This window comes from Pseudogulbenkiania sp. AW2-16, from assembly GCF_056824575.1.
This window is the reverse complement of sequence record NZ_CP157668.1, coordinates 1370748-1388264: the sequence shown is the minus strand read 5'-3', so window position 1 is coordinate 1388264 and position 17517 is coordinate 1370748. Positions and strand designations below refer to the sequence as shown.

Annotated in this window: 15 protein-coding genes and 1 pseudogene; 4 read left to right on the top strand and 12 right to left on the bottom strand. The window is 65.7% G+C overall.

What is annotated here, in order from left to right; all coding sequences use genetic code 11:
• Positions 1-12: 12 nt before the first annotated feature.
• The 3 genes from ilvC to ilvB are packed head-to-tail and all read right to left on the bottom strand — an operon-like array spanning position 13 to position 3353.
• On the bottom strand, positions 13-1029 hold the full coding sequence (ilvC, locus tag ABKF58_RS06630; protein ID WP_014088644.1) for a ketol-acid reductoisomerase: 1017 nt from the start codon (positions 1027-1029) through the stop codon (positions 13-15).
• Between the two features lie 56 nt (positions 1030-1085).
• Positions 1086-1577 (bottom strand): acetolactate synthase small subunit, encoded by a 492-nt coding sequence (gene ilvN, locus ABKF58_RS06625; protein ID WP_008952097.1) that lies wholly within the window; start codon positions 1575-1577, stop codon positions 1086-1088.
• 15 nt (positions 1578-1592) lie between these two features.
• A complete protein-coding gene (gene ilvB / locus ABKF58_RS06620) occupies positions 1593-3353 on the bottom strand; it encodes a biosynthetic-type acetolactate synthase large subunit (protein ID WP_008952096.1) in 1761 nt (586 codons plus the stop codon).
• A gap of 230 nt (positions 3354-3583) precedes the next feature.
• On the opposite strand from ilvB, the gene ABKF58_RS06615 reads away from it, so the two are divergent.
• On the top strand, positions 3584-4099 hold the full coding sequence (locus ABKF58_RS06615) for an RDD family protein (RefSeq protein ID WP_008952095.1): 516 nt from the start codon (positions 3584-3586) through the stop codon (positions 4097-4099).
• Between the two features lie 104 nt (positions 4100-4203).
• Here ABKF58_RS06615 and guaD read toward each other — a convergent pair whose 3' ends face one another.
• From guaD to ABKF58_RS06600, 3 genes are all read right to left on the bottom strand, one after another.
• The gene (guaD, locus tag ABKF58_RS06610) at positions 4204-5520 is read right to left on the bottom strand and encodes a guanine deaminase (protein WP_482583898.1); all 1317 of its coding nucleotides are present in this window, start codon (positions 5518-5520) and stop codon (positions 4204-4206) included.
• 100 nt (positions 5521-5620) lie between these two features.
• Positions 5621-6364 carry a lytic transglycosylase domain-containing protein gene (locus tag ABKF58_RS06605; RefSeq protein WP_482583897.1) on the bottom strand — a complete coding sequence of 248 codons (744 nt, stop codon included), beginning with the start codon at positions 6362-6364 and terminating at the stop codon, positions 5621-5623.
• The gene (locus tag ABKF58_RS06600; RefSeq protein ID WP_482583896.1) at positions 6364-8079 is read right to left on the bottom strand and encodes a proline--tRNA ligase; all 1716 of its coding nucleotides are present in this window, start codon (positions 8077-8079) and stop codon (positions 6364-6366) included. Before ABKF58_RS06600 ends, ABKF58_RS06605 begins: the two co-directional genes overlap by 1 nt.
• 286 nt (positions 8080-8365) lie before the next feature.
• Here ABKF58_RS06600 and kup point away from each other — a divergent pair, with 286 nt between their 5' ends.
• The gene (kup, locus tag ABKF58_RS06595; protein ID WP_482583895.1) at positions 8366-10231 is read left to right on the top strand and encodes a low affinity potassium transporter Kup; all 1866 of its coding nucleotides are present in this window, start codon (positions 8366-8368) and stop codon (positions 10229-10231) included.
• Positions 10232-10514: 283 nt separating this feature from the next.
• Here the strand turns inward: kup and ampD are convergent, their stop codons facing one another.
• A complete protein-coding gene (gene ampD, locus ABKF58_RS06590; protein ID WP_482584338.1) occupies positions 10515-11063 on the bottom strand; it encodes a 1,6-anhydro-N-acetylmuramyl-L-alanine amidase AmpD in 549 nt (182 codons plus the stop codon).
• A gap of 144 nt (positions 11064-11207) precedes the next feature.
• A pseudogene (locus ABKF58_RS06585) lies at positions 11208-11549 on the bottom strand (GNAT family N-acetyltransferase); the annotation flags it as partial.
• A 176-nt stretch (positions 11550-11725) separates the two neighbouring features.
• Between ABKF58_RS06585 and ABKF58_RS06580 the strand changes: the two are divergent.
• A complete protein-coding gene (locus ABKF58_RS06580) occupies positions 11726-12256 on the top strand; it encodes a hemerythrin domain-containing protein (RefSeq protein ID WP_482583894.1) in 531 nt (176 codons plus the stop codon).
• Positions 12257-12507: 251 nt separating this feature from the next.
• Here the strand turns inward: ABKF58_RS06580 and tal are convergent, their stop codons facing one another.
• The 3 genes from tal to phoB all read right to left on the bottom strand — a co-directional run bounded on the left by tal (position 12508) and on the right by phoB (position 15668).
• Entirely contained in the window at positions 12508-13566 is a 1059-nt protein-coding gene (gene tal, locus ABKF58_RS06575) for a transaldolase (protein WP_482583893.1), read from the bottom strand.
• Between the two features lie 96 nt (positions 13567-13662).
• Positions 13663-14967, bottom strand: coding sequence for a phosphate regulon sensor histidine kinase PhoR (gene phoR, locus ABKF58_RS06570; protein ID WP_482583892.1), 1305 nt, complete (start codon positions 14965-14967; stop codon positions 13663-13665).
• Positions 14968-14978: 11 nt separating this feature from the next.
• A complete protein-coding gene (gene phoB, locus ABKF58_RS06565; RefSeq protein WP_008952086.1) occupies positions 14979-15668 on the bottom strand; it encodes a phosphate regulon transcriptional regulator PhoB in 690 nt (229 codons plus the stop codon).
• A 418-nt stretch (positions 15669-16086) separates the two neighbouring features.
• On the opposite strand from phoB, the gene ABKF58_RS06560 reads away from it, so the two are divergent.
• The gene (locus tag ABKF58_RS06560) at positions 16087-16527 is read left to right on the top strand and encodes an Lrp/AsnC family transcriptional regulator (RefSeq protein ID WP_482583891.1); all 441 of its coding nucleotides are present in this window, start codon (positions 16087-16089) and stop codon (positions 16525-16527) included.
• Here ABKF58_RS06560 and yedA read toward each other — a convergent pair.
• A complete protein-coding gene (gene yedA, locus ABKF58_RS06555) occupies positions 16524-17405 on the bottom strand; it encodes a drug/metabolite exporter YedA (RefSeq protein ID WP_482583890.1) in 882 nt (293 codons plus the stop codon). The two genes, ABKF58_RS06560 and yedA, sit on opposite strands and share 4 nt — an antisense overlap.
• Between the last annotated feature and the right edge of the window lie 112 nt (positions 17406-17517).

Genomic DNA, 17517 nt, shown 5'->3' with positions numbered 1-17517 from the left:
ACTGCACGTCAATCAGTTCTTGGACTGGTCCACCAGTTTGTTCTTGGCGATCCACGGCATCATTGCACGCAGTTCGGCACCAACGGTCTCGATCGGATGCACGGCGTTCAGGCGACGGCGAGCGGTCATGCTCGGGTAGTTGGTCTTGCCTTCCAGGATGAACATCTTGGCGTATTCACCCGACTGGATGCGGTACAGCGCTTTTTTCATCGCTTCCTTGGTGGCGGAGGTCACCACTTCCGGACCGGTCACGTACTCGCCATACTCCGCGTTGTTGGAGATGGAGTAGTTCATGTTGGCGATGCCGCCTTCGTACATCAGGTCGACGATCAGCTTCAGCTCGTGCAGGCACTCGAAGTAAGCCATTTCCGGAGCGTAACCGGCTTCCACCAGGGTTTCGAAACCGGCTTTCACCAGTTCAACCGCGCCACCGCACAGCACAGCCTGTTCACCGAACAGGTCGGTTTCGGTTTCTTCGCGGAAGTTGGTTTCGATCACGCCACCCTTGGTGCCGCCGTTGGCCGCAGCGTAGGACAGGGCGATGTCGCGGGCCTTGCCGGACTTGTCCTGGTACACGGCGATCAGGGTCGGCACGCCGCCGCCCTTGACGTATTCGGAGCGCACGGTGTGGCCCGGGCCTTTCGGGGCAACCATGACCACGTCCAGGTCGGCGCGCGGCACGATCTGATTGTAGTGCACGTTGAAGCCGTGGGCGAAGGCCAGTACCGCACCTTGCTTCAGGTTCGGCTCGATGTCCTTGCGGTACACGTCCGGCTGCGACTCGTCCGGCAGCAGGATCATGACGACGTCGGCTTCCTTCACTGCCTCGGCAACTTCCTTCACCTGATGACCGGCAGCAACTGCCTTGTTCCAGGAAGCGCCGTCCTTGCGCAGGGCCACGGTGACGTTGACACCGGAGTCCTTCAGGTTCTGGGCGTGAGCGTGGCCTTGCGAGCCGTAGCCGACGATGGTCACTTGCAGACCCTTGATGATCGACAGATCGGCGTCCTTGTCGTAAAACACTTTCATTTTTTGTCTTTCCCTTCAGCCAGACGGAGATGACTCCGTCCGTATTGATCGATTTATCAGATTTTCAGAACCCGCTCACCGCGGCCAATGCCGGATGCGCCAGTACGAACCGTCTCCAGGATCACTGTGCGGTCGATCGCCTCGATAAAGGCATTCAGCTTGTCGCTCGTACCAGTCAGCTCGATGGTGTAAGTCTTTTCCGTCACGTCGATGATGCGACCGCGGAAGATATCCGCCATGCGCTTCATTTCTTCCCGGTCTTTGCCGGTAGCGCGCACCTTGATCAGCATCATCTCCCGTTCGATGTGCTCGGATTCGTTGAGGTCTATCACCTTGACCACCTCGATCAGCTTGTTGAGCTGCTTGGTGATCTGCTCGATAACGTCGTCGGAGCCGTGCGTGACGATCGTCATGCGCGACAGTGTCCGGTCCTCGGTCGTGGACACCGTCAGGGAGTCGATATTGTACGCCCGGGCCGAAAACAGGCCCACTACGCGGGAAAGAGCCCCCGCTTCATTCTCCAGAAGAATGGAAAGAATATGTCGCATTTGTCCGCCCTTCAATCAGCACAGGTTGCCGTAGTCGCGTTCGGCATCCGGCTCGTCGGTTTTCCTCATATGCGGCGGCAGATCCATTTCGTCCAGACCTTTGCCGTTGCCTATCATCGGGAACACGTTTTCCGACTGATCGGTACGGAAATCCAAGAACACCAGGCGTTCCTTCAGCGCCGGGCTGAAGGCTTCGCGCAGCACCGGCTCGACGTCGGCCGGATTCTCGATCTTGAAGCCGACGTGGCCGTAGGCCTCGGCGATCTTGACGAAATCCGGCAGCGCGTCCATGTACGACTCGGAGTAGCGCGTACCGTAGAAGAACTCCTGCCACTGACGCACCATGCCCAGGTAACGGTTGTTCAGGCTGACGACCTTGACCGGGGTGTGGTACTGCTTGGCGGTGGACAGCTCCTGGATGTTCATTTGGATCGAGCCCTCGCCGGTGATGCAGGCGACGGCCTTGTCCGGGTTGGCCAGCTGGGCGCCGATGGCGGCCGGCAGGCCGAAGCCCATGGTGCCGAGGCCACCGGAGTTGAGCCACTGCTTGGGCCGGTCGAACTTGTAGTACTGCGCCGCCCACATCTGGTGCTGGCCGACGTCGGAGGTGATGATGGCATCGCCGCCGGTGATTTCGTACAGCTTTTCCACCACGTATTGCGGCTTGATCAGCTCGTTGGAGGGAGCATACAGCAGCGAATTGGGCGCGCGCCATTCCTCGATCTGCTTCCACCACGCCGCCAGCGCAGCCGGATCGGGCTTCTTGCCGCTTTCCTTGAGCTGGTCGAGCATGTCGCGCAGCACGTACTTGACGTCGCCGACGATAGGCACGTCGACCTTGACGCGCTTGGCGATGGAAGACGGATCGACGTCGATGTGGACGATCTTCTTCGGCTTGGACAGGAAGTGCGACGGCACGCTGATCACGCGGTCATCAAAGCGGGCACCCACGGCAATCAGCACGTCACAGTTCTGCATCGCCATGTTGGCTTCGTAGGTGCCGTGCATGCCGAGCATGCCGAGGAACTGCGGATCGCTGCCCGGATAGGCGCCCAGGCCCATCAGGGTGTTGGTACACGGCAGCCCGAGCGAGCGCACCAGTTCGGTGACTTCCTGCTCCGCCGCGCCCTGCACCGCGCCGCCGCCGACGTAGACGTAGGGGCGCTTGGCTTCCAGGAGCAGGTTGACGGCCTTGCGGATCTGGCCCGGATGGCCGCGCAGCACCGGCACGTAGGAGCGGATGCTGACGCTTTCCGGATAGTGGAACTCGGCCAGCTTCTGCGTCACATCCTTGGGGATGTCGACCACCACCGGACCGGGGCGACCGGTCTTGGCGATGTAGAACGCCTTCTTGATGGTTTCCGCCAGCTCGTTGATATCCTTGACCAGGAAGTTGTGCTTCACGCACGGCCGGGTAATGCCGACCATGTCGACTTCCTGGAAGGCATCCAGACCGATGGCCGGCGTCGGCACCTGGCCAGACAACACGACCATCGGAATCGAGTCCATGTAGGCGGTGGCAATGCCGGTCACGGCATTGGTCGCGCCCGGACCGGAAGTGACCAGTGCCACGCCGACCTTGTCGCTGGAACGCGAGTAGGCGTCGGCGGCATGCACCGCTGCCTGCTCGTGCCGCACCAGAACATGCTTGAACTGGCTCTGCTTGAAGATGGCATCATAAATTTCTAGTACCGCGCCGCCGGGGTAGCCGAAAACGAACTCGACTCCTTCTTCCTGCAGGCAGCGGACTACGATCTCCGCGCCCGAAATCTGCATCGTTGCCTCTTTTATGTGGTGGTTTTGTCCCGTTATAGCCTCTGACCTTAGCGTATCTTGGAAAGACCGGTCAAGGGCTTTTGTGCACATGCAAAATCCACGCAAATCCAATGGTTAAGGCGCCCCCGGGGGCGGGTATCCGCCTCCATCGGGCTCTGCTACCATGGCGTTCTGACAGCGTGCGGAATGATCGCGCGCCCTTGCCCCGACCAACCATACCCGTTTTCGGCATGACATCTTCCCTGACCACCCCCGGCTTGACCCGTCGCCTGTGTTGCCTGCTGTACGAACTGTTGCTGATGCTGGCGGTGCTGCTGCTCGCCTCGGCCCTGTTCACCCCGCTCAAGGCCTGGCTTGGCGCCTCGTTCTGGCTCGAGCAGCTGTTCCGCCTGTTTCTGGCGGCGGCGCTGTTCGGTTATTTCGGCCTATCGTGGGTACGGCGCGGCCAGACGGTGGCGATGAAGACCTGGCGCATCAAGCTGGTGGGGCGCGACGGCGGGAGCGTGGGGTGGCCACAGGCGCTGGGGCGCTATCTGGTGGCGCTGGCGCTGTTCGTCGGCCTGCCGCTGTTGAGCTACCTGGGCTGGGAGCGCGCCCTCGGCCACACGCCCGAGGCGCGCTGGCTGCCGCTGCTGTGGTGGTTGATCCCGTTCCTGGCGGCGTTCCACGACAAGGAGCGCCAATTCCTGCACGACCAGCTGGCCGGCACGCGCCAGGTCCTGCTGCCGCCGCGCCAGAAGGCGTAACGCCGGGCAAGACCGGCCCCGCCTCACGACGCCAGGGTGCGGGCGGGGCCAGGACAAAACGCTTCGGCCAACCTTTGAAGGTTGGCCGAAGCGTTTTCGTTTCCTCACCCCGCCAAGCCGGCGTCGGGCTGCAGTAGCCGGCCCGCTACATAGGTGGCGGCGACGGCGCGGTCGTCGCCCAGGATCATCTGCACGAACAGCGCCTCCTCGATGTCCCGGACGTAGCGCATGCGAAAGTCGATCAGCGGGGTGGAACGCAGGTTGAGTACCACCAGGTCGGCCTCCAGTCCGACCTCGATCGACCCCACCTTGTCCGCGATGCCGAGCGCCTCGGCACTGCCGCGCGTGGCGAGGTAGAACGCCTGCGGCGCCGACAGCGCGACACCGTGCGTCTGCGCCGCCTCGTAGGCCGAGCGCATGGTCTGCAGCATCGAGAAGCTGGTACCGGCGCCCAGGTCAGTGGCCAGTCCGACCCGCACCGGGCGCGGCACCGCGCGGGCGCGGCGCAGGTCGAAGCTGCCGGAGCCAAGAAAGGCATTGGAGCTGGGGCAATGCGCCAGGCTGGCGCCGCTGTCGTAAAGCAGCTGCAGTTCCTCTTCCTGCAGATGGACGCCGTGACCGTACACGGCGCGTGGCCGCAACAGGCCGTAACGCTGGTAGACCGCGGTGTAGTGCGGGGAGTCCGGGTGCAGCGACTTGACCCAGGCGATCTCGCCCGGCGTCTCCGCCAGGTGCGACTGGATCGCCATGTCGGGGTATTCCGCCGCCAGCGCCCCCAGCGCCTCCAACTGCGCCACCGACGAGGTCGGCGCGAAGCGCGGGGTGATGGCGTACTCGGCGCGGCCGCGGCGGTGCCAGCGTTCGATCAGCGCCTTGGACTCGGCGTAGGCGCGCTCGGCGTTGTCGAGCAGTTCGGCCGGGGCGTACTGGTCCATGCAGACCTTGCCGGCCAGCAGCCGCATCTGGCGCCGCTCGGCCGCCTCGAACAGGGCGTCGACGGAGTCCGGGTGGACGGTGCAGAACACCGCCGAGCTGGTCACGCCGTGGCGCAGCTGCTCGGCGAGAAACACCTCGGCCACCTCGGTGGCGTGCGACTTGTCGGCGAACGCCTGCTCGGTGACGAAGGTGTAGTGGTTGAGCCAGTCGATCAGCTGCTCGCCGTAGGCGGCGATCATCTCGGTCTGCGGATAGTGCACGTGGCAATCGATGAAACCGGGCAGGATCAGGTGGTCCGGGTAGTGGGTCACGGCGACGTCGGCGCCGAGCGCGGGCAGCAGCGTCGGCGCCGGCCCGACGGCGGCGACGCTGCCCGCCTCGATCACCACCACGCCGTCCGACTCGTAGTACATGCCGGCCTCGACGCCGGCCAGCAGCGGATCGCGGCGGAAGGTGAGCAGCGCCCCCCGTATGGCGGTTTTCATGCCGGGCTCCTTAGAACATCGTCCGTGCTTCATCATGGCAGTTCGCGTCGGCAGGCGCCCATGAAAAACGCCACCGGGCGGTGGCGTGCGGGAAGACGACTCAGTCCTGGGTGGCGCCCGACTCCAGCCGGGCGGTGCGCAGCGCCGCCGGCGGCTGCCACTGCCAATGGGCGCGCAAGGCGCCCAGCACCAGGTTGGGGTACTCCGGCCGGCCGAGGCTGCCGTTGTAACGTCCCAGCGCGCGGAACAGGTTGCCCCGCTCCAGGTCGAGGTAGTGGCGTAGGATGGTGCAGCCGTAGCGCAGGTTGGTGGTGAGCTCGAACAGGTTGTGCTCGCTGTTGCCGATGTGGCGCACCCAGAACGGCATCACCTGCATCAGCCCGCGCGCACCGGCGCCGGAGATGGCGTACTTCTTGAAGCCGCTCTCGACCTGGATCAGCCCCAGCACCAACTGCGGGTCGAGGCCGGCGCGGCTGGCCTCGTACTGAATGGCGGTGAGCAGACGCTGGCGCATCCAGGCATCGGGGATGCGTTTTTCCAGGCGGCGCGACATCTCGGCGAGCCAGGCCTGGCCTTCGCGGGCGTCGTCGAACACCAGCCGGGGCGCATTGGCGTCGTTCACCGAGCGACGCATTGCCGAGGCGACGTTGGCCGACAACGCTTCCTCGCGCTGCGCGCCGGCCCACGCCGGCACTGCCGCGCACAGCGCCAGCGCCAGGAGAACGGCCCGTCCCTCGCGCCACGCCCCTTGTCTCAGCCGGCGTGCAAGCGCGCCGAACGGGCGACTCAGCGTCGTACGGCGCGGCCGGCAAGGCGAGACGGCGGAACGAGCGACAACAGGCATCACTTACCCAGTTTGGCTAGCACATGCTCCAGAATAGCATCGACAGCCATGCCAGTGGCTTCGCTGTCGCGGCGGTGCTGGTATTCCACCTTGCCTTCCTTCAGGCCGCGGTCGCCGATGGTGACGCGGTGCGGCACGCCGATCAGCTCCCAGTCGGCGAACATCGCGCCCGGGCGCTCACCGCGGTCGTCGAGGATGACGTCCACGCCGTTGGCGACGAGATCGGCGTAGAGCTGGTCGGCGGCGACCTTGACCTCGGCCGAGCGGTCGTAGCCGACCGGGCACAGCACCACGGTGAACGGTGCGATGGCGTCCGGCCAGATGATGCCCTTGGCGTCGAAGTTCTGCTCGATGGCGGCGCCCAGGATGCGGGTCACGCCGATGCCGTAACAACCCATCTCGAAGAACTTGGGCTTGCCGTCTTCATCGAGGAAGGTGGCGTTCATCGCCTGGGAGTACTTGGTGCCGAGGTAGAACACGTGGCCGACCTCGATGCCGCGCTCGATGGCCAGCACGCCCTTACCGTCCGGGCTCGGGTCTCCGGCCACCACGTTGCGGATGTCGGCGACGATCGGTTCCGGGCAGTCGCGGCCGAAGTTGACGCCGGTGAAGTGCTGGTCGTCCTCGTTGGCGCCGGTGATCATGTCGGCCATCTTGGCCACGGTGCGGTCGGCGTAGACCTTGCCCGGGAAGTTGACCGGACCGAGCGAACCCGGGTTGGCACCGAAGGAGGCACGGATGGCGTCCGGGCTGGCGAAGGTGAGCGGGCTCTTCACCCCATCCAGCTTGCCGGCCTTGACCTCGTTCAGTTCGTGGTCGCCACGCACCAAGAGCAGCACCGGCTGGCCGTCTTCGCCGTCGCCGTCCACCACGATGGCCTTGACGGTCTGTTTGATGTCGGCCTTGAGGAAGTCCACCAGGTCGGCGATGGTCTTGACCTTCGGGGTGTACACCTTTTCCATGGCGGCACCCGGCGCCGGACGCTCGCCGGACGGGGCCACGGCTTCGGCCAGCTCGATGTTGGCGGCGTAGTCGGAGTCCGGGCAGTAGATGATGGCGTCTTCGCCGGTGGCGGCGATCACCTGGAATTCGTGCGAGCGGTCGCCGCCGATGGCGCCGGTGTCGGCCGCTACGGCGCGGTAGGTCAGGCCGATGCGGTCGAATATCTTGCAGTAGGCGGCGTACATGTTGTCGTAGCTGACGCCGGCGGCGTCGGCGCTGCGGTCGAAGGAGTAGGCGTCCTTCATGGTGAATTCACGGCCGCGCATCACGCCGAAACGCGGGCGGCGCTCGTCGCGGAACTTGGTCTGGATCTGGTAGAAGTTCTTCGGCAACGCGCGGTAGCTCTTCAGATCGCCGCGGATCAGGTCGGTGACGACTTCCTCGGAGGTCGGCTGGATCACGAAGTCGCGCTCGTGGCGGTCCTTGAAGCGCAGCATTTCCTCGCCCATGGTGTCCCAGCGCCCGGTTTCCTGCCACAGCCCGGCCGGCTGCACTATCGGCATGATCACCTCGATGGCGCCGGCGCGGTTCATTTCCTCGCGCACGATCGCTTCCACCTTGCGCAGGCTCTTGAGCCCCATCGGCATCCACGAGTAGATGCCGGCGGCGGCCTTGCGGATGAAGCCGGCGCGCAGCATCAGTTTCTGGCTGACGATGTCGGCGTCGGCGGGAGCTTCTTTCAGGGTGGAGATGAAAAACTGCGAGGCGCGCATGGCGGGATGTCCTTGGAAATTCCGATAAATGGCATTGATTGTAGCGGTTTGCGCCGCCCGGGGGAAGCGGCGCGCCGCTCCCGAGCGCCGCCGGCCCTGGCGCCGTTTCCCGGCCTGTGGCAGGCTCCCGACAGAATCCCCGACATGCCGGGACAATTACCGGCCTGCTCTTTGCACTGTCACGGCACAGGAGTAAGCTTCGCGCTCGTTGACCATCTACCGCACTGCAGCAACCTTCCGCGCAACACGGCTTGCTGCCATAAAAACGGCAAAAAAACAGACCATTATGCAAGCACACAGCAAGCAGGCGCTGGCGGGCATCACCCTCGCTGCACTGGGCGTGGTGTACGGCGACATCGGCACCAGCCCGCTCTATACCCTTAAAGAATGTTTTGCCGGCCACGGCTTGCCGGTTACCCCGGGCAACGTGCTCGGCATCCTGTCGATGATTTTCTGGTCGCTGCTGTTCGTGGTGACGCTCAAGTACGTGATCTTCATTCTCAAGGCCGACAACCGCGGCGAGGGCGGCATCATGTCGCTGATGGCGCTGGCCCGCCAGGCCGCCTCGGGCAAGCGGCGCGGCCTGGTCGTGGTGCTCGGGCTGTTCGGCGCCGCGCTGTTCTACGGCGATGCCATCATCACCCCGGCAATTTCAGTGCTGTCCGCCGCCGAAGGGCTGGAAGTGATCAAGCCGGAGCTGGAAGCCTACGTGCTGCCGATGTCGATCGTGGTGCTGATGGCGCTGTTCCTGATCCAGCGCTTCGGCACCGCCAGCGTCGGCATGCTGTTCGGACCGGTCATGCTGCTGTGGTTCGGTACGCTGGGCGTGCTGGGGCTGATGCAGATCGCCGCGACGCCCCAGGTACTGGCCGCGCTCAACCCCCTGTATGCCTTCGACTTCCTGGTCAAACACGGTCACGACGCCTTCCTGGCGCTGGGCGCGGTGGTGCTGGCGCTGACCGGGGCCGAGGCGCTGTACGCCGACATGGGGCATTTCGGCAAGAAGCCGATCCGCCTGGCCTGGTTCAACCTGGTGCTGCCGGCGCTGCTGCTCAACTACTTCGGCCAGGGCGCCCTGCTGATGACGGACCCGTCGGCGATCCGCAACCCGTTCTACCTGCTGGCGCCGTCCTGGGCGCTGATGCCGCTGATCATCCTCGCCACGCTGGCCACCGTGATCGCCTCGCAGGCGGTGATCTCCGGCGCCTACTCGCTGACGCGCCAGGCGATCCAGCTGGGCTACTGCCCGCGCATGGGCATCCTGCATACCTCGGCCAAGGAGATCGGCCAGATCTATATGCCGTTCGTGAACTGGGGGCTGCTGGTCGCCGTGATGGTGGTGGTGCTGGCGTTCAAGTCGTCCGGCAACCTGGCCGCCGCTTACGGCATCGCGGTGACCGGCACCATGCTGATCACCACGCTGCTGGCCTATATCGTGGCGCGCGCCAACTGGGGCTGGCCGCAGCCGCTGGCGCTGGCGGTGACCTCATTCTTCCTGGTGATCGACACCGGCTTCTTCAGCGCCAACGCGCTCAAGCTGTTCTCCGGCGGCTGGCTGCCGCTGTTGATCGGGCTCGCGGTCTTCACGCTGATGGCAACCTGGAAGCGCGGCCGCGAGATCCTGGTCGAGCGACTGACCGAACACGCCATCCCGCTCGACAGCTTCGTCGAGAACATGGAGTCGTTCCCGCCCAGCCGGGTGCAGGGCACCGCGGTGTTCCTGACCAGCACGCTGCAGGGCGTCCCTCACGCCCTGCTGCACAACCTGAAACACAACAAGGTGCTGCATGAACGCATCGTGTTGCTGACGATGCAAGGCGAGGACGTGCCCTACGTGGCACCGGCGGAGCGGGTACGCATCACCCGCCTGTCCAATTCGTTCTGGCAGGTCGAGGCGTTCTACGGCTTCCAGGAGACGCCGAACGTGCAGGAAATCCTCGACCTGTGCGCCCGGCAGGGCCTGGAATTCGAGGTGATGGACACCTCGTTCTTCCTGTCGCGCGAGACGCTGCTTTCCACCGCGCGCCCCGGCATGGCGCGCTGGCGCGAGCAGCTGTTCGTGTGGATGAGCAAGAACGCGCTGAGGGCGACCGACTTCTTCCACATCCCGACCAACCGCGTGGTGGAGCTGGGTGCGCAGATCGAGCTGTAGTGCCCCTCCTCTCCGAACACACAAAACGGCCGCTCAGCGGCCGTTTTGCATGCACCAGATTAATCAAAAATAAAACCCATAGAGCCATCCCAGTAGGCGAGCGAGCCCAGGCAGGTTGAGCGCCGGCAGCGCACAGGAACCGGAATGTACTCAAAGTACATGAGGATTCCGCATCGCTGAGCCAATCTCTGCGTGCCAATCTTCGATTGGCTCAGCGATGGATTGGCACGCAGTCTGCCGGCGCTCAAGAGGCGAAGGCGCAGCCGCCTAATGGGATAGGCGCTCACTCGGCCGGCAGGTCCACCAATCTTCTCAGCCGCGCCCAGTCGAAGAACGGACCGGGATCGGTCTTGCGCCCCGGCGCGATGTGTTCGTGGCCGGTCATGCCGGCCAGACCCAGTTGCTGCTTGAGCAGGCGCGCCAGCGCAATCAGGGTGCGGTACTGGGCGTCGGCGAACGGCTCGAAGTCGCAGCCCTCCAGTTCCACTCCGAGCGAGAAATCGTTGCAGCGCTCGCGCCCGCGCCAGCTCGACACCCCGGCGTGCCAGGCGCGCTCGGTGACCGGGACGAACTGCACCAGCTCGCCGTCGCGGCGGATGAAGAAATGCGCCGAGACGCGCAAGTGGTGGATGGTGGCGTAGTAGGGATGCGCCGCGGGGTCGAGGCTGTTGGTGAACAGCTGTTCCACGCCCGGCCCGCCGTAGCAGTACGGCGGCAGGCTGATGTTGTGCACCACCAGCAGTTCCGTCGCCACCCCGGCGGCGCGCGCGTCGCGGTTGGGCGAGGGGCAGTGGCGCGCCTCGGGCACCCAGCCCGCAGCGTCGAGCGACAGCGCCGGCAGCGCCGCCTCGTCGGGCGGGCGGCGGTAGCCCAGCCGCCACAGCGCCAGCCCACCCGGCGTGTGCCAGCGCTGCTCCGGCACGAAGCCGGCCTTGCCGTAGAGGCGCAGCGCCGCGGCGTTGCCCTCGGCGGTATCCACCGTGACGCGCGGCGCGAGCGCCAGCAGCGCGTTCACCAGGCGGTAGCCCCAGCCCTGGCCGAAATGGGCGGGATCGACCACGATGCGCTGGATATGCACGCCGTCGCCCTCCTCCTCGTACACCAGCAGGCCGCGCAGCTCGGCACCCTCGAACGCGGCGAGCTGACGATAGGGGCAGGCCGTCACCGCCGCTGCACCGTCCCACAGCAACGGCAGGTCGGGCGGTTCGCCGAGCCACGCCAGTTCCACGCGGTGGGCCGCCAGCTGCAGGCGGAACGCGGCTTCCGCCAAACCAGGCTCGGCCAGATCGGGAGGGCGTACGACGAAGGGTTGGTCCATGGGAAGACTCTTGGTAACGAGCGGGAGACGCGGCGCCACCGCCGGGCGCACACCCCGTCATTGTGGTGCAGAAGCACGGCGCCGGCCAGTCTGCCCGGCGTTTCTTGAGCGCGGTCATGGCCCCGCGCAGCGGGCTCGGGCACACTGGACGCCTGCCATCCCACCAGGACCCCGCCATGCTGCGACTCGACAACCTCGGCCAGAACGCCGCCCCCAGCTTCGACGCGCCGCTGGAGATGCTCGGCGCCTGCCACGACAAGGTGCGCCACTTCTGCAGCCTGCTCGACAAGCTGCCCGGCTATCTCGCCGAACAGGGCGTCACCCCGGCGCTGCAGAGCTCGGTGGCGGGCATCCTGCGCTACTTCGACGTGGCTGGCCCGGCGCACCACGCCGACGAGGAAGACGAGCTGTTCCCGCTGCTGCGCCAGCGCCTGCCGGATACCGACACGCCGTTGGCGCGGCTGGCGGCCGATCACGTCATGTTCGGCCAACGTTGGCAGGTGTTGCGGCGGCAACTGCTGGCACTGCAGGACGGCTCGGCGACGCGGGTCGACGCCGAAGCCATCCACGCCTTCACCACGCATTACCGCAGCCATGCCCAGCTGGAGGAGGACTGGCTGTTTCCGCTGGTCGCCACCACCCTGAGCGAGGACGAACTGCGCCAAGCCGGGCAGCGCATGGCGGCGCGGCGGCAGCAGCCGAGCTGAGGCTTCGGCCAACCTTTTCCAACAAAAAAACGGGATGGCATGCCATCCCGTTTTTTTGTTGATTAGGCCCGCGGGCGTGGAGTCCCTCCCAGTAGGCGAGCGAGCCCAGGCAGGTTGAGCGCCGGCAGCGCACAGGAACCGGAATGTACATAGCGTACATGAGGATTCCACATCGCTGAGCGAATCAAAGATTCGCACGCAGTCTGCCGGCGCTCAAGATGCGAAGGCGCAGCCGCCTAATGGCGAGACTCTCAGGCGGTCAGCTCCAGCAGCGCCTGGTACGACTCGACGAACAGCTTGAGGCCGTCCTGCTGCAGCTTGTCGCCAACGGCGGCCAGGTCGATGCCGGAGGCGCCGACGCGGTGCAGCGTCATCATGGCGTCTTCCAGCCCGCGCGGCAGGGTCTCGGCAGCCGCGCCATGATCGCGGAACGCCGCCAGCGTGGCGTCCGGCACGGTGTTAACGGTTTCCTGGCCGATCAGGCTCTCGACGTACAGCACGTCGGAGTAGGCGGCATTCTTGGTGCCGGTGCTGGCCCACAGCAGGTACTGCGGACGCGCCCCGGCGGCGCGCAGCGCGGCGAATTCGGCGCCGTGGAAGCGCTGCCGGTAGCGCGCGTAGGCCGCCTTGGCCAGCGCCACCGCCACCTTGCCCTGCAGTTCCGGCGCCAGCTGCGCATCGAGCAGGCTGTCGACGCGCGACAGGAAGAAGCTCGCCACCGCCTTGACCGGCTTGACGTCGTTGCCGTCCTCCAGGCGCTGCTGCAGGCCGGCGAGATAACCGTCCCACACCGCCTCGACTTGGGGCAGACTGAACAGCAGCGTGATGTTGACGTTGACGCCCTCGCGCGTCAGCGTGCGCAGCGCGGCCACCCCGGCGGCGGTGGCCGGAATCTTGATCATCAGGTTGGGTCGGGCCACCACCTGCCACAGCCGGCGCGCCGCGGCCAGGGTGCCGGCGGCATCGTTGGCCAGCAGCGGCGACACTTCCAGGCTGACGTAGCCGTCGTCGCCGGCACTGGCGTGGTACTGCGCCGCCAGCAGGTCGCAGGCGGCCTGGATGTCCGGGATCACCAGCGCCTCGTAGCACTGCTCGGCGTCCAGCGCGCGCAGTTTCAGCGCGGCCAGGTCTTCCTGATAGCGCGGATCGCTGGCGATGGCCTTGTGGAAGATGGTCGGGTTGGAGGTCACGCCGGCGATGCCGTCTTCCTCCACCAGGCGCGCCAGGGTGCCGGAGGCCAGCAGTTCACGCGACAGGTTGTCCAGCCAGATACGTTGGCCGAAGGGACGGATGGCTTGCAGGCGGTTCATGGCGTACTTCCCGGTTGGTTGAGGGGATGATCGATGACAACAGGAAGATCATCTTAGCGCGGCACGACGGCCCGCGCCAAGGACAGGATCGAGCGCTCAGACCGCTTCCGGCTCGGCCATCTGGGTGCGGTTGAACACCACGCTGAAGGTGCTGCCGCGCTCCGGCTCGCTGTGCACCTCGAGGCGCGCCTGGTGACGCGCCACCACGTGCTTGACGATGGCGAGGCCGAGCCCGGTGCCGCCGTTGCCGCGCGAGCGGCCGCGGTCGACGCGGTAGAAGCGTTCGGTGAGGCGCGGGATGTGCTCGCGCGGGATGCCGATGCCGCTGTCCTTGACCGAGAACACCAGCTTCTCGCCCTCCTCCTTCCAGCACAGCGTGACGTCGCCGCCGTCCGGGGTGTAACGCACCGCGTTGGACACCAGGTTGCCGAACGCCGAGTGCAGCTCCTGGACATTGCCCCACAGCCACAGCGGCGTGTCGCGCTGCAGCCGGATCTGGTGACGCCCTTGCGACAGGCCTTCGGCTTCGACCATCAGCGTGTCGAGCAATTCGCTCATGTTGACCTTCTCGTTGGCGGCGTTCTTCGGGCTGTTCTCCAGCCGCGACAGGATCAGCAGATCCTCCACCAGGCTCTGCATGCGGCGCGACTGCTCCATCATCATCGGCAAAAACTGGCGCAGCAGCGCCGGGTTGTCCGGCATGTCGGAGAGCGTCTCGAGGAAGCCGCCGATCACCGTCAACGGCGTGCGCAGCTCGTGCGAGACGTTGGCGACGAAGTCGCGGTGCACCGTCTGCACCCGCTCGAGCTGGGTGATGTCGCGCGACAGGATCAGCTTGCGGGTGGAGTCGAACGGCACCAGCTGGATGCTCAGCACCCGCTCGTTGGGCTGGGAGGAGCGCAGGATCAAGGGCTGGCTGAAACTGTCCGCCTTCATGTAGGCGTTGAACGCCGGCTGGCGGATCAGGTTGAAAATCTGGTTGCCGACGTCGCGCTTGCGGTCGAGCCCGAAGTGCTCCACCGCCATCGGGTTGAGCCACTCGATGCGGTCGTGCTCGTCCAGCACCACCACGCCGTCCGGCATCGCCTCGCCGGCGTTGATGAAGCGCTCCACGGTCTTGGTCAGCTTGCGCTTGCTCTGGCTTTGCATCTTGCTCTGCCGATACAGCGTGATGAACACCGTGTGCCAGGCACCGAAACCGTCCGGCACGCGTTCGGCCGAGGGGTGCTGCAGCCAGCGCAGCAGCAGCGCCAGGTGATAGAGATGGAAGGCCAACCAGCCGCCCAGGCCGATGCTCAGCACCAGCAGGGCGTCGAGCGCGCCGGAGGCCCACCAGAACCCCAGCCCGAGCAGCACGATGGCCACCAGCCAGAGCAGCGTACGCTGTGCAAATTCGCGCAAAAAAGCCTACCTCACTGTTGCGTGGAGAAGCGGTAGCCGGTACCGCGCACGGTCTGGATCAGGCCGTCGTGCCCGGTCGCTTCCAGCGAGCTGCGCAGGCGGCGGATGTGCACGTCGACGGTGCGCTCCTCGACGAACACGTGGTCGCCCCACACCTGGTCGAGCAGCTGCGCGCGCGAGTGCACCCGTTCCGGGTGGGTCATGAAGAAGTGCAGCAGGCGGAATTCGGTCGGGCCGAGGTCGATCGGATTGCCATCGGTACTGACGCGGTGCGTCGCCGGATCGAGCCGCAGGCCCTTGACCTCGACCGCGTCGTCGGTCATTTGCGGCGCACGGCGGCGCAGCACCGCCTTGATGCGCGCCAACAGCTCGCGCGGCGAGAACGGCTTGGTGATGTAGTCGTCGGCGCCGGTTTCCAGCCCGACGATCTTGTCCTGTTCGTCGGAGCGCGCGGTCAGCATGATGATCGGCACCTGGCGCGTGCGCTCGTCGGCACGCAGGCGCTTGGCGATGTCGATGCCGGAGCCGCCGGGCAGCATCCAGTCCAGCAGCACCAGGTCCGGCAAGGCATTCTTGACCAGCATCAGCGCGGCCTCGGCGGTGCTGGCGCGCAGCACATGGTGGCCGGCCTGGGTCAGGTTGAACGCTATCAGTTCCTGAATGGCCGGTTCGTCTTCAACGAGCAGAATGTTCGCAGGCATGATGATCCATTGGCAGAGAGTCTGCCCAGAGGATAAGAAGCGGGGATTACAGAAATATGACATTTCCCGGGAAATGCCAAGTCACGGTAACAAAGTCGGGGGAAACAGGCAAAAAAACAGGCCTGTCGCAAGACAGGCCTTGAAGGATCGTCGTCAATACTAAAGAGAAATGACTTGAGACCGGGGACAAAGAGATCACCAGAACAGCGACCGCTCCCGACGCATCGGGCACACCTCGGGGGGTTCACGTATCCAGTCCAAGGAGTGCGCCGCCGTCCCGCGGGACCGCAGCGCGCTGCCTCATCACGGGACGTATTGTACGTAGGCGGAGGGGCCGAATTAATAAGAAAACCGTCGATTTACCGAGGTATAATTTTCGTTTCAACGCATATTTCCGGCTAACGCCTTCGAATCCAAAGTGGACAAATTCGATCACAAGATTCTCGCCGCACTGCACGAAAATGCCCGTCTCAGCTTCGCCGAGCTGGCACGACGGGTGAACCTGTCGGCCCCCGCGGTGGCCGACCGCATCGACAAGCTGGAGCGCGCCGGCATCATCACCGGCTACCACGTCGGGGTCGACCTGGCGCGGCTGGGCTTTCCGATCCAGTGCGTGATCGAGCTGACGGTGAAACACCTGGAGTTCTACGCCGTGCTGGGCCGGCTCAAGGATGTGTCTGGCATCGTGTCGTGCGAGTCGATCACCGGCAGCAGCGGGCTGCTGCTGAAGGTAGCGGTGGACACGATGGCGGCATTGCAGACGCTGATCGCCGAGCTGATGCAGTACGGCGACACCAAGACCTCGATCGTCATCGACACCCCGATCACGCCGCGCCTGCCGCCGCTGCCGGTGGATTAGGCCGGGCGCGGCTCGGCCTTCTTCCAGCCGATCAACACCACGCCCGCTACGATCACCACCAGCGCGCCCAGCTCCTGGCGGCCGACCTGCTCGCCGAGAAACAGCACGCCCAGCAGCACGGCGATCACCGGGTTGACGTAGGCGTAGCTGGTGGCAGTGGCCGGGCTGACGTTGGCCAGGAGGTAGAGATAGGCGCTGTAGGCGATCAGCGAGCCGAACACCACCGGGTAACCCAGCGCCAGCCAGCCTTCGAAGGTCGGCACCGCCGCCAGGCGTTCACCGCTCGCCACGCTGGCCAGCAGCAGCGCCACGCCGCCCATCAGCATCATCATGGCGCTCGCCATCAGTCCGCCCGGCTGCGGCAGGTGCTTGCTCCAGGCCGAGCCGAGCGCCCAGCCGGCGCAGGCCAGCAACAGCAGGATGCCGCCCAGCGGGCTCAGCGACAGGCTGCTGCCCATGTTGAGCAGCGCGATGCCGGCCAGGCCCAGCCCCATGCCGGCCCATTCCAGCGGGCGGGTGCGCTGCCCGAACAGCCGGGCGCACAAGGTGGTGAACAGCGGCACCGTCGCCACCATCAGCGCCGCCACGCCGGACGACACGCTCTTCTGCGCCACCGTCACCAGACCGTTGCCCATGCCCGGCATCAGCACGCCGAGCAGGGTGGAGCTGCCGAGCTGGCGCCAGTTCGGCAAGGCCTCGCCGCGCCACAGCAGAAACGACGCCAGCACGGTGCCGGCGATCACGAAGCGCACCCCGGCCATCAACAGCGGTGGCCACGAGTCGACGGCGACGTGGATGGCGAAGTAGGTCGAGCCCCAGATCAGGTAGAGCGACAGCAGGGCGGCAAGGGTAAGAGGAGGCACGCGGCGCGGGGACATGGCAGGACATCGCATCGGAAACAGGATGACATCATCCCACTGCCGGCACGAAATACAAGGCGGGTGGACGCGACAAGACTGTTCGCCCAGGCGAACAGTGGCTTCGGCCAAC

Coding starts and splice junctions, on each gene's coding strand:
- ilvN (WP_008952097.1), bottom strand. CDS start 1,577: ATGCGACATATTCTTTCCATTCTTCTGGAGAATGAAGCGGGGGCTCTT.
- ilvC (WP_014088644.1), bottom strand. CDS start 1,029: ATGAAAGTGTTTTACGACAAGGACGCCGATCTGTCGATCATCAAGGGT.
- ABKF58_RS06605 (WP_482583897.1), bottom strand. CDS start 6,364: ATGCCTGTTGTCGCTCGTTCCGCCGTCTCGCCTTGCCGGCCGCGCCGT.
- ABKF58_RS06580 (WP_482583894.1), top strand. CDS start 11,726: ATGCTGCGACTCGACAACCTCGGCCAGAACGCCGCCCCCAGCTTCGAC.
- ABKF58_RS06615 (WP_008952095.1), top strand. CDS start 3,584: ATGACATCTTCCCTGACCACCCCCGGCTTGACCCGTCGCCTGTGTTGC.
- phoB (WP_008952086.1), bottom strand. CDS start 15,668: ATGCCTGCGAACATTCTGCTCGTTGAAGACGAACCGGCCATTCAGGAA.
- ilvB (WP_008952096.1), bottom strand. CDS start 3,353: ATGCAGATTTCGGGCGCGGAGATCGTAGTCCGCTGCCTGCAGGAAGAA.
- tal (WP_482583893.1), bottom strand. CDS start 13,566: ATGAACCGCCTGCAAGCCATCCGTCCCTTCGGCCAACGTATCTGGCTG.
- yedA (WP_482583890.1), bottom strand. CDS start 17,405: ATGTCCCCGCGCCGCGTGCCTCCTCTTACCCTTGCCGCCCTGCTGTCG.
- ABKF58_RS06600 (WP_482583896.1), bottom strand. CDS start 8,079: ATGCGCGCCTCGCAGTTTTTCATCTCCACCCTGAAAGAAGCTCCCGCC.
- guaD (WP_482583898.1), bottom strand. CDS start 5,520: ATGAAAACCGCCATACGGGGGGCGCTGCTCACCTTCCGCCGCGATCCG.
- kup (WP_482583895.1), top strand. CDS start 8,366: ATGCAAGCACACAGCAAGCAGGCGCTGGCGGGCATCACCCTCGCTGCA.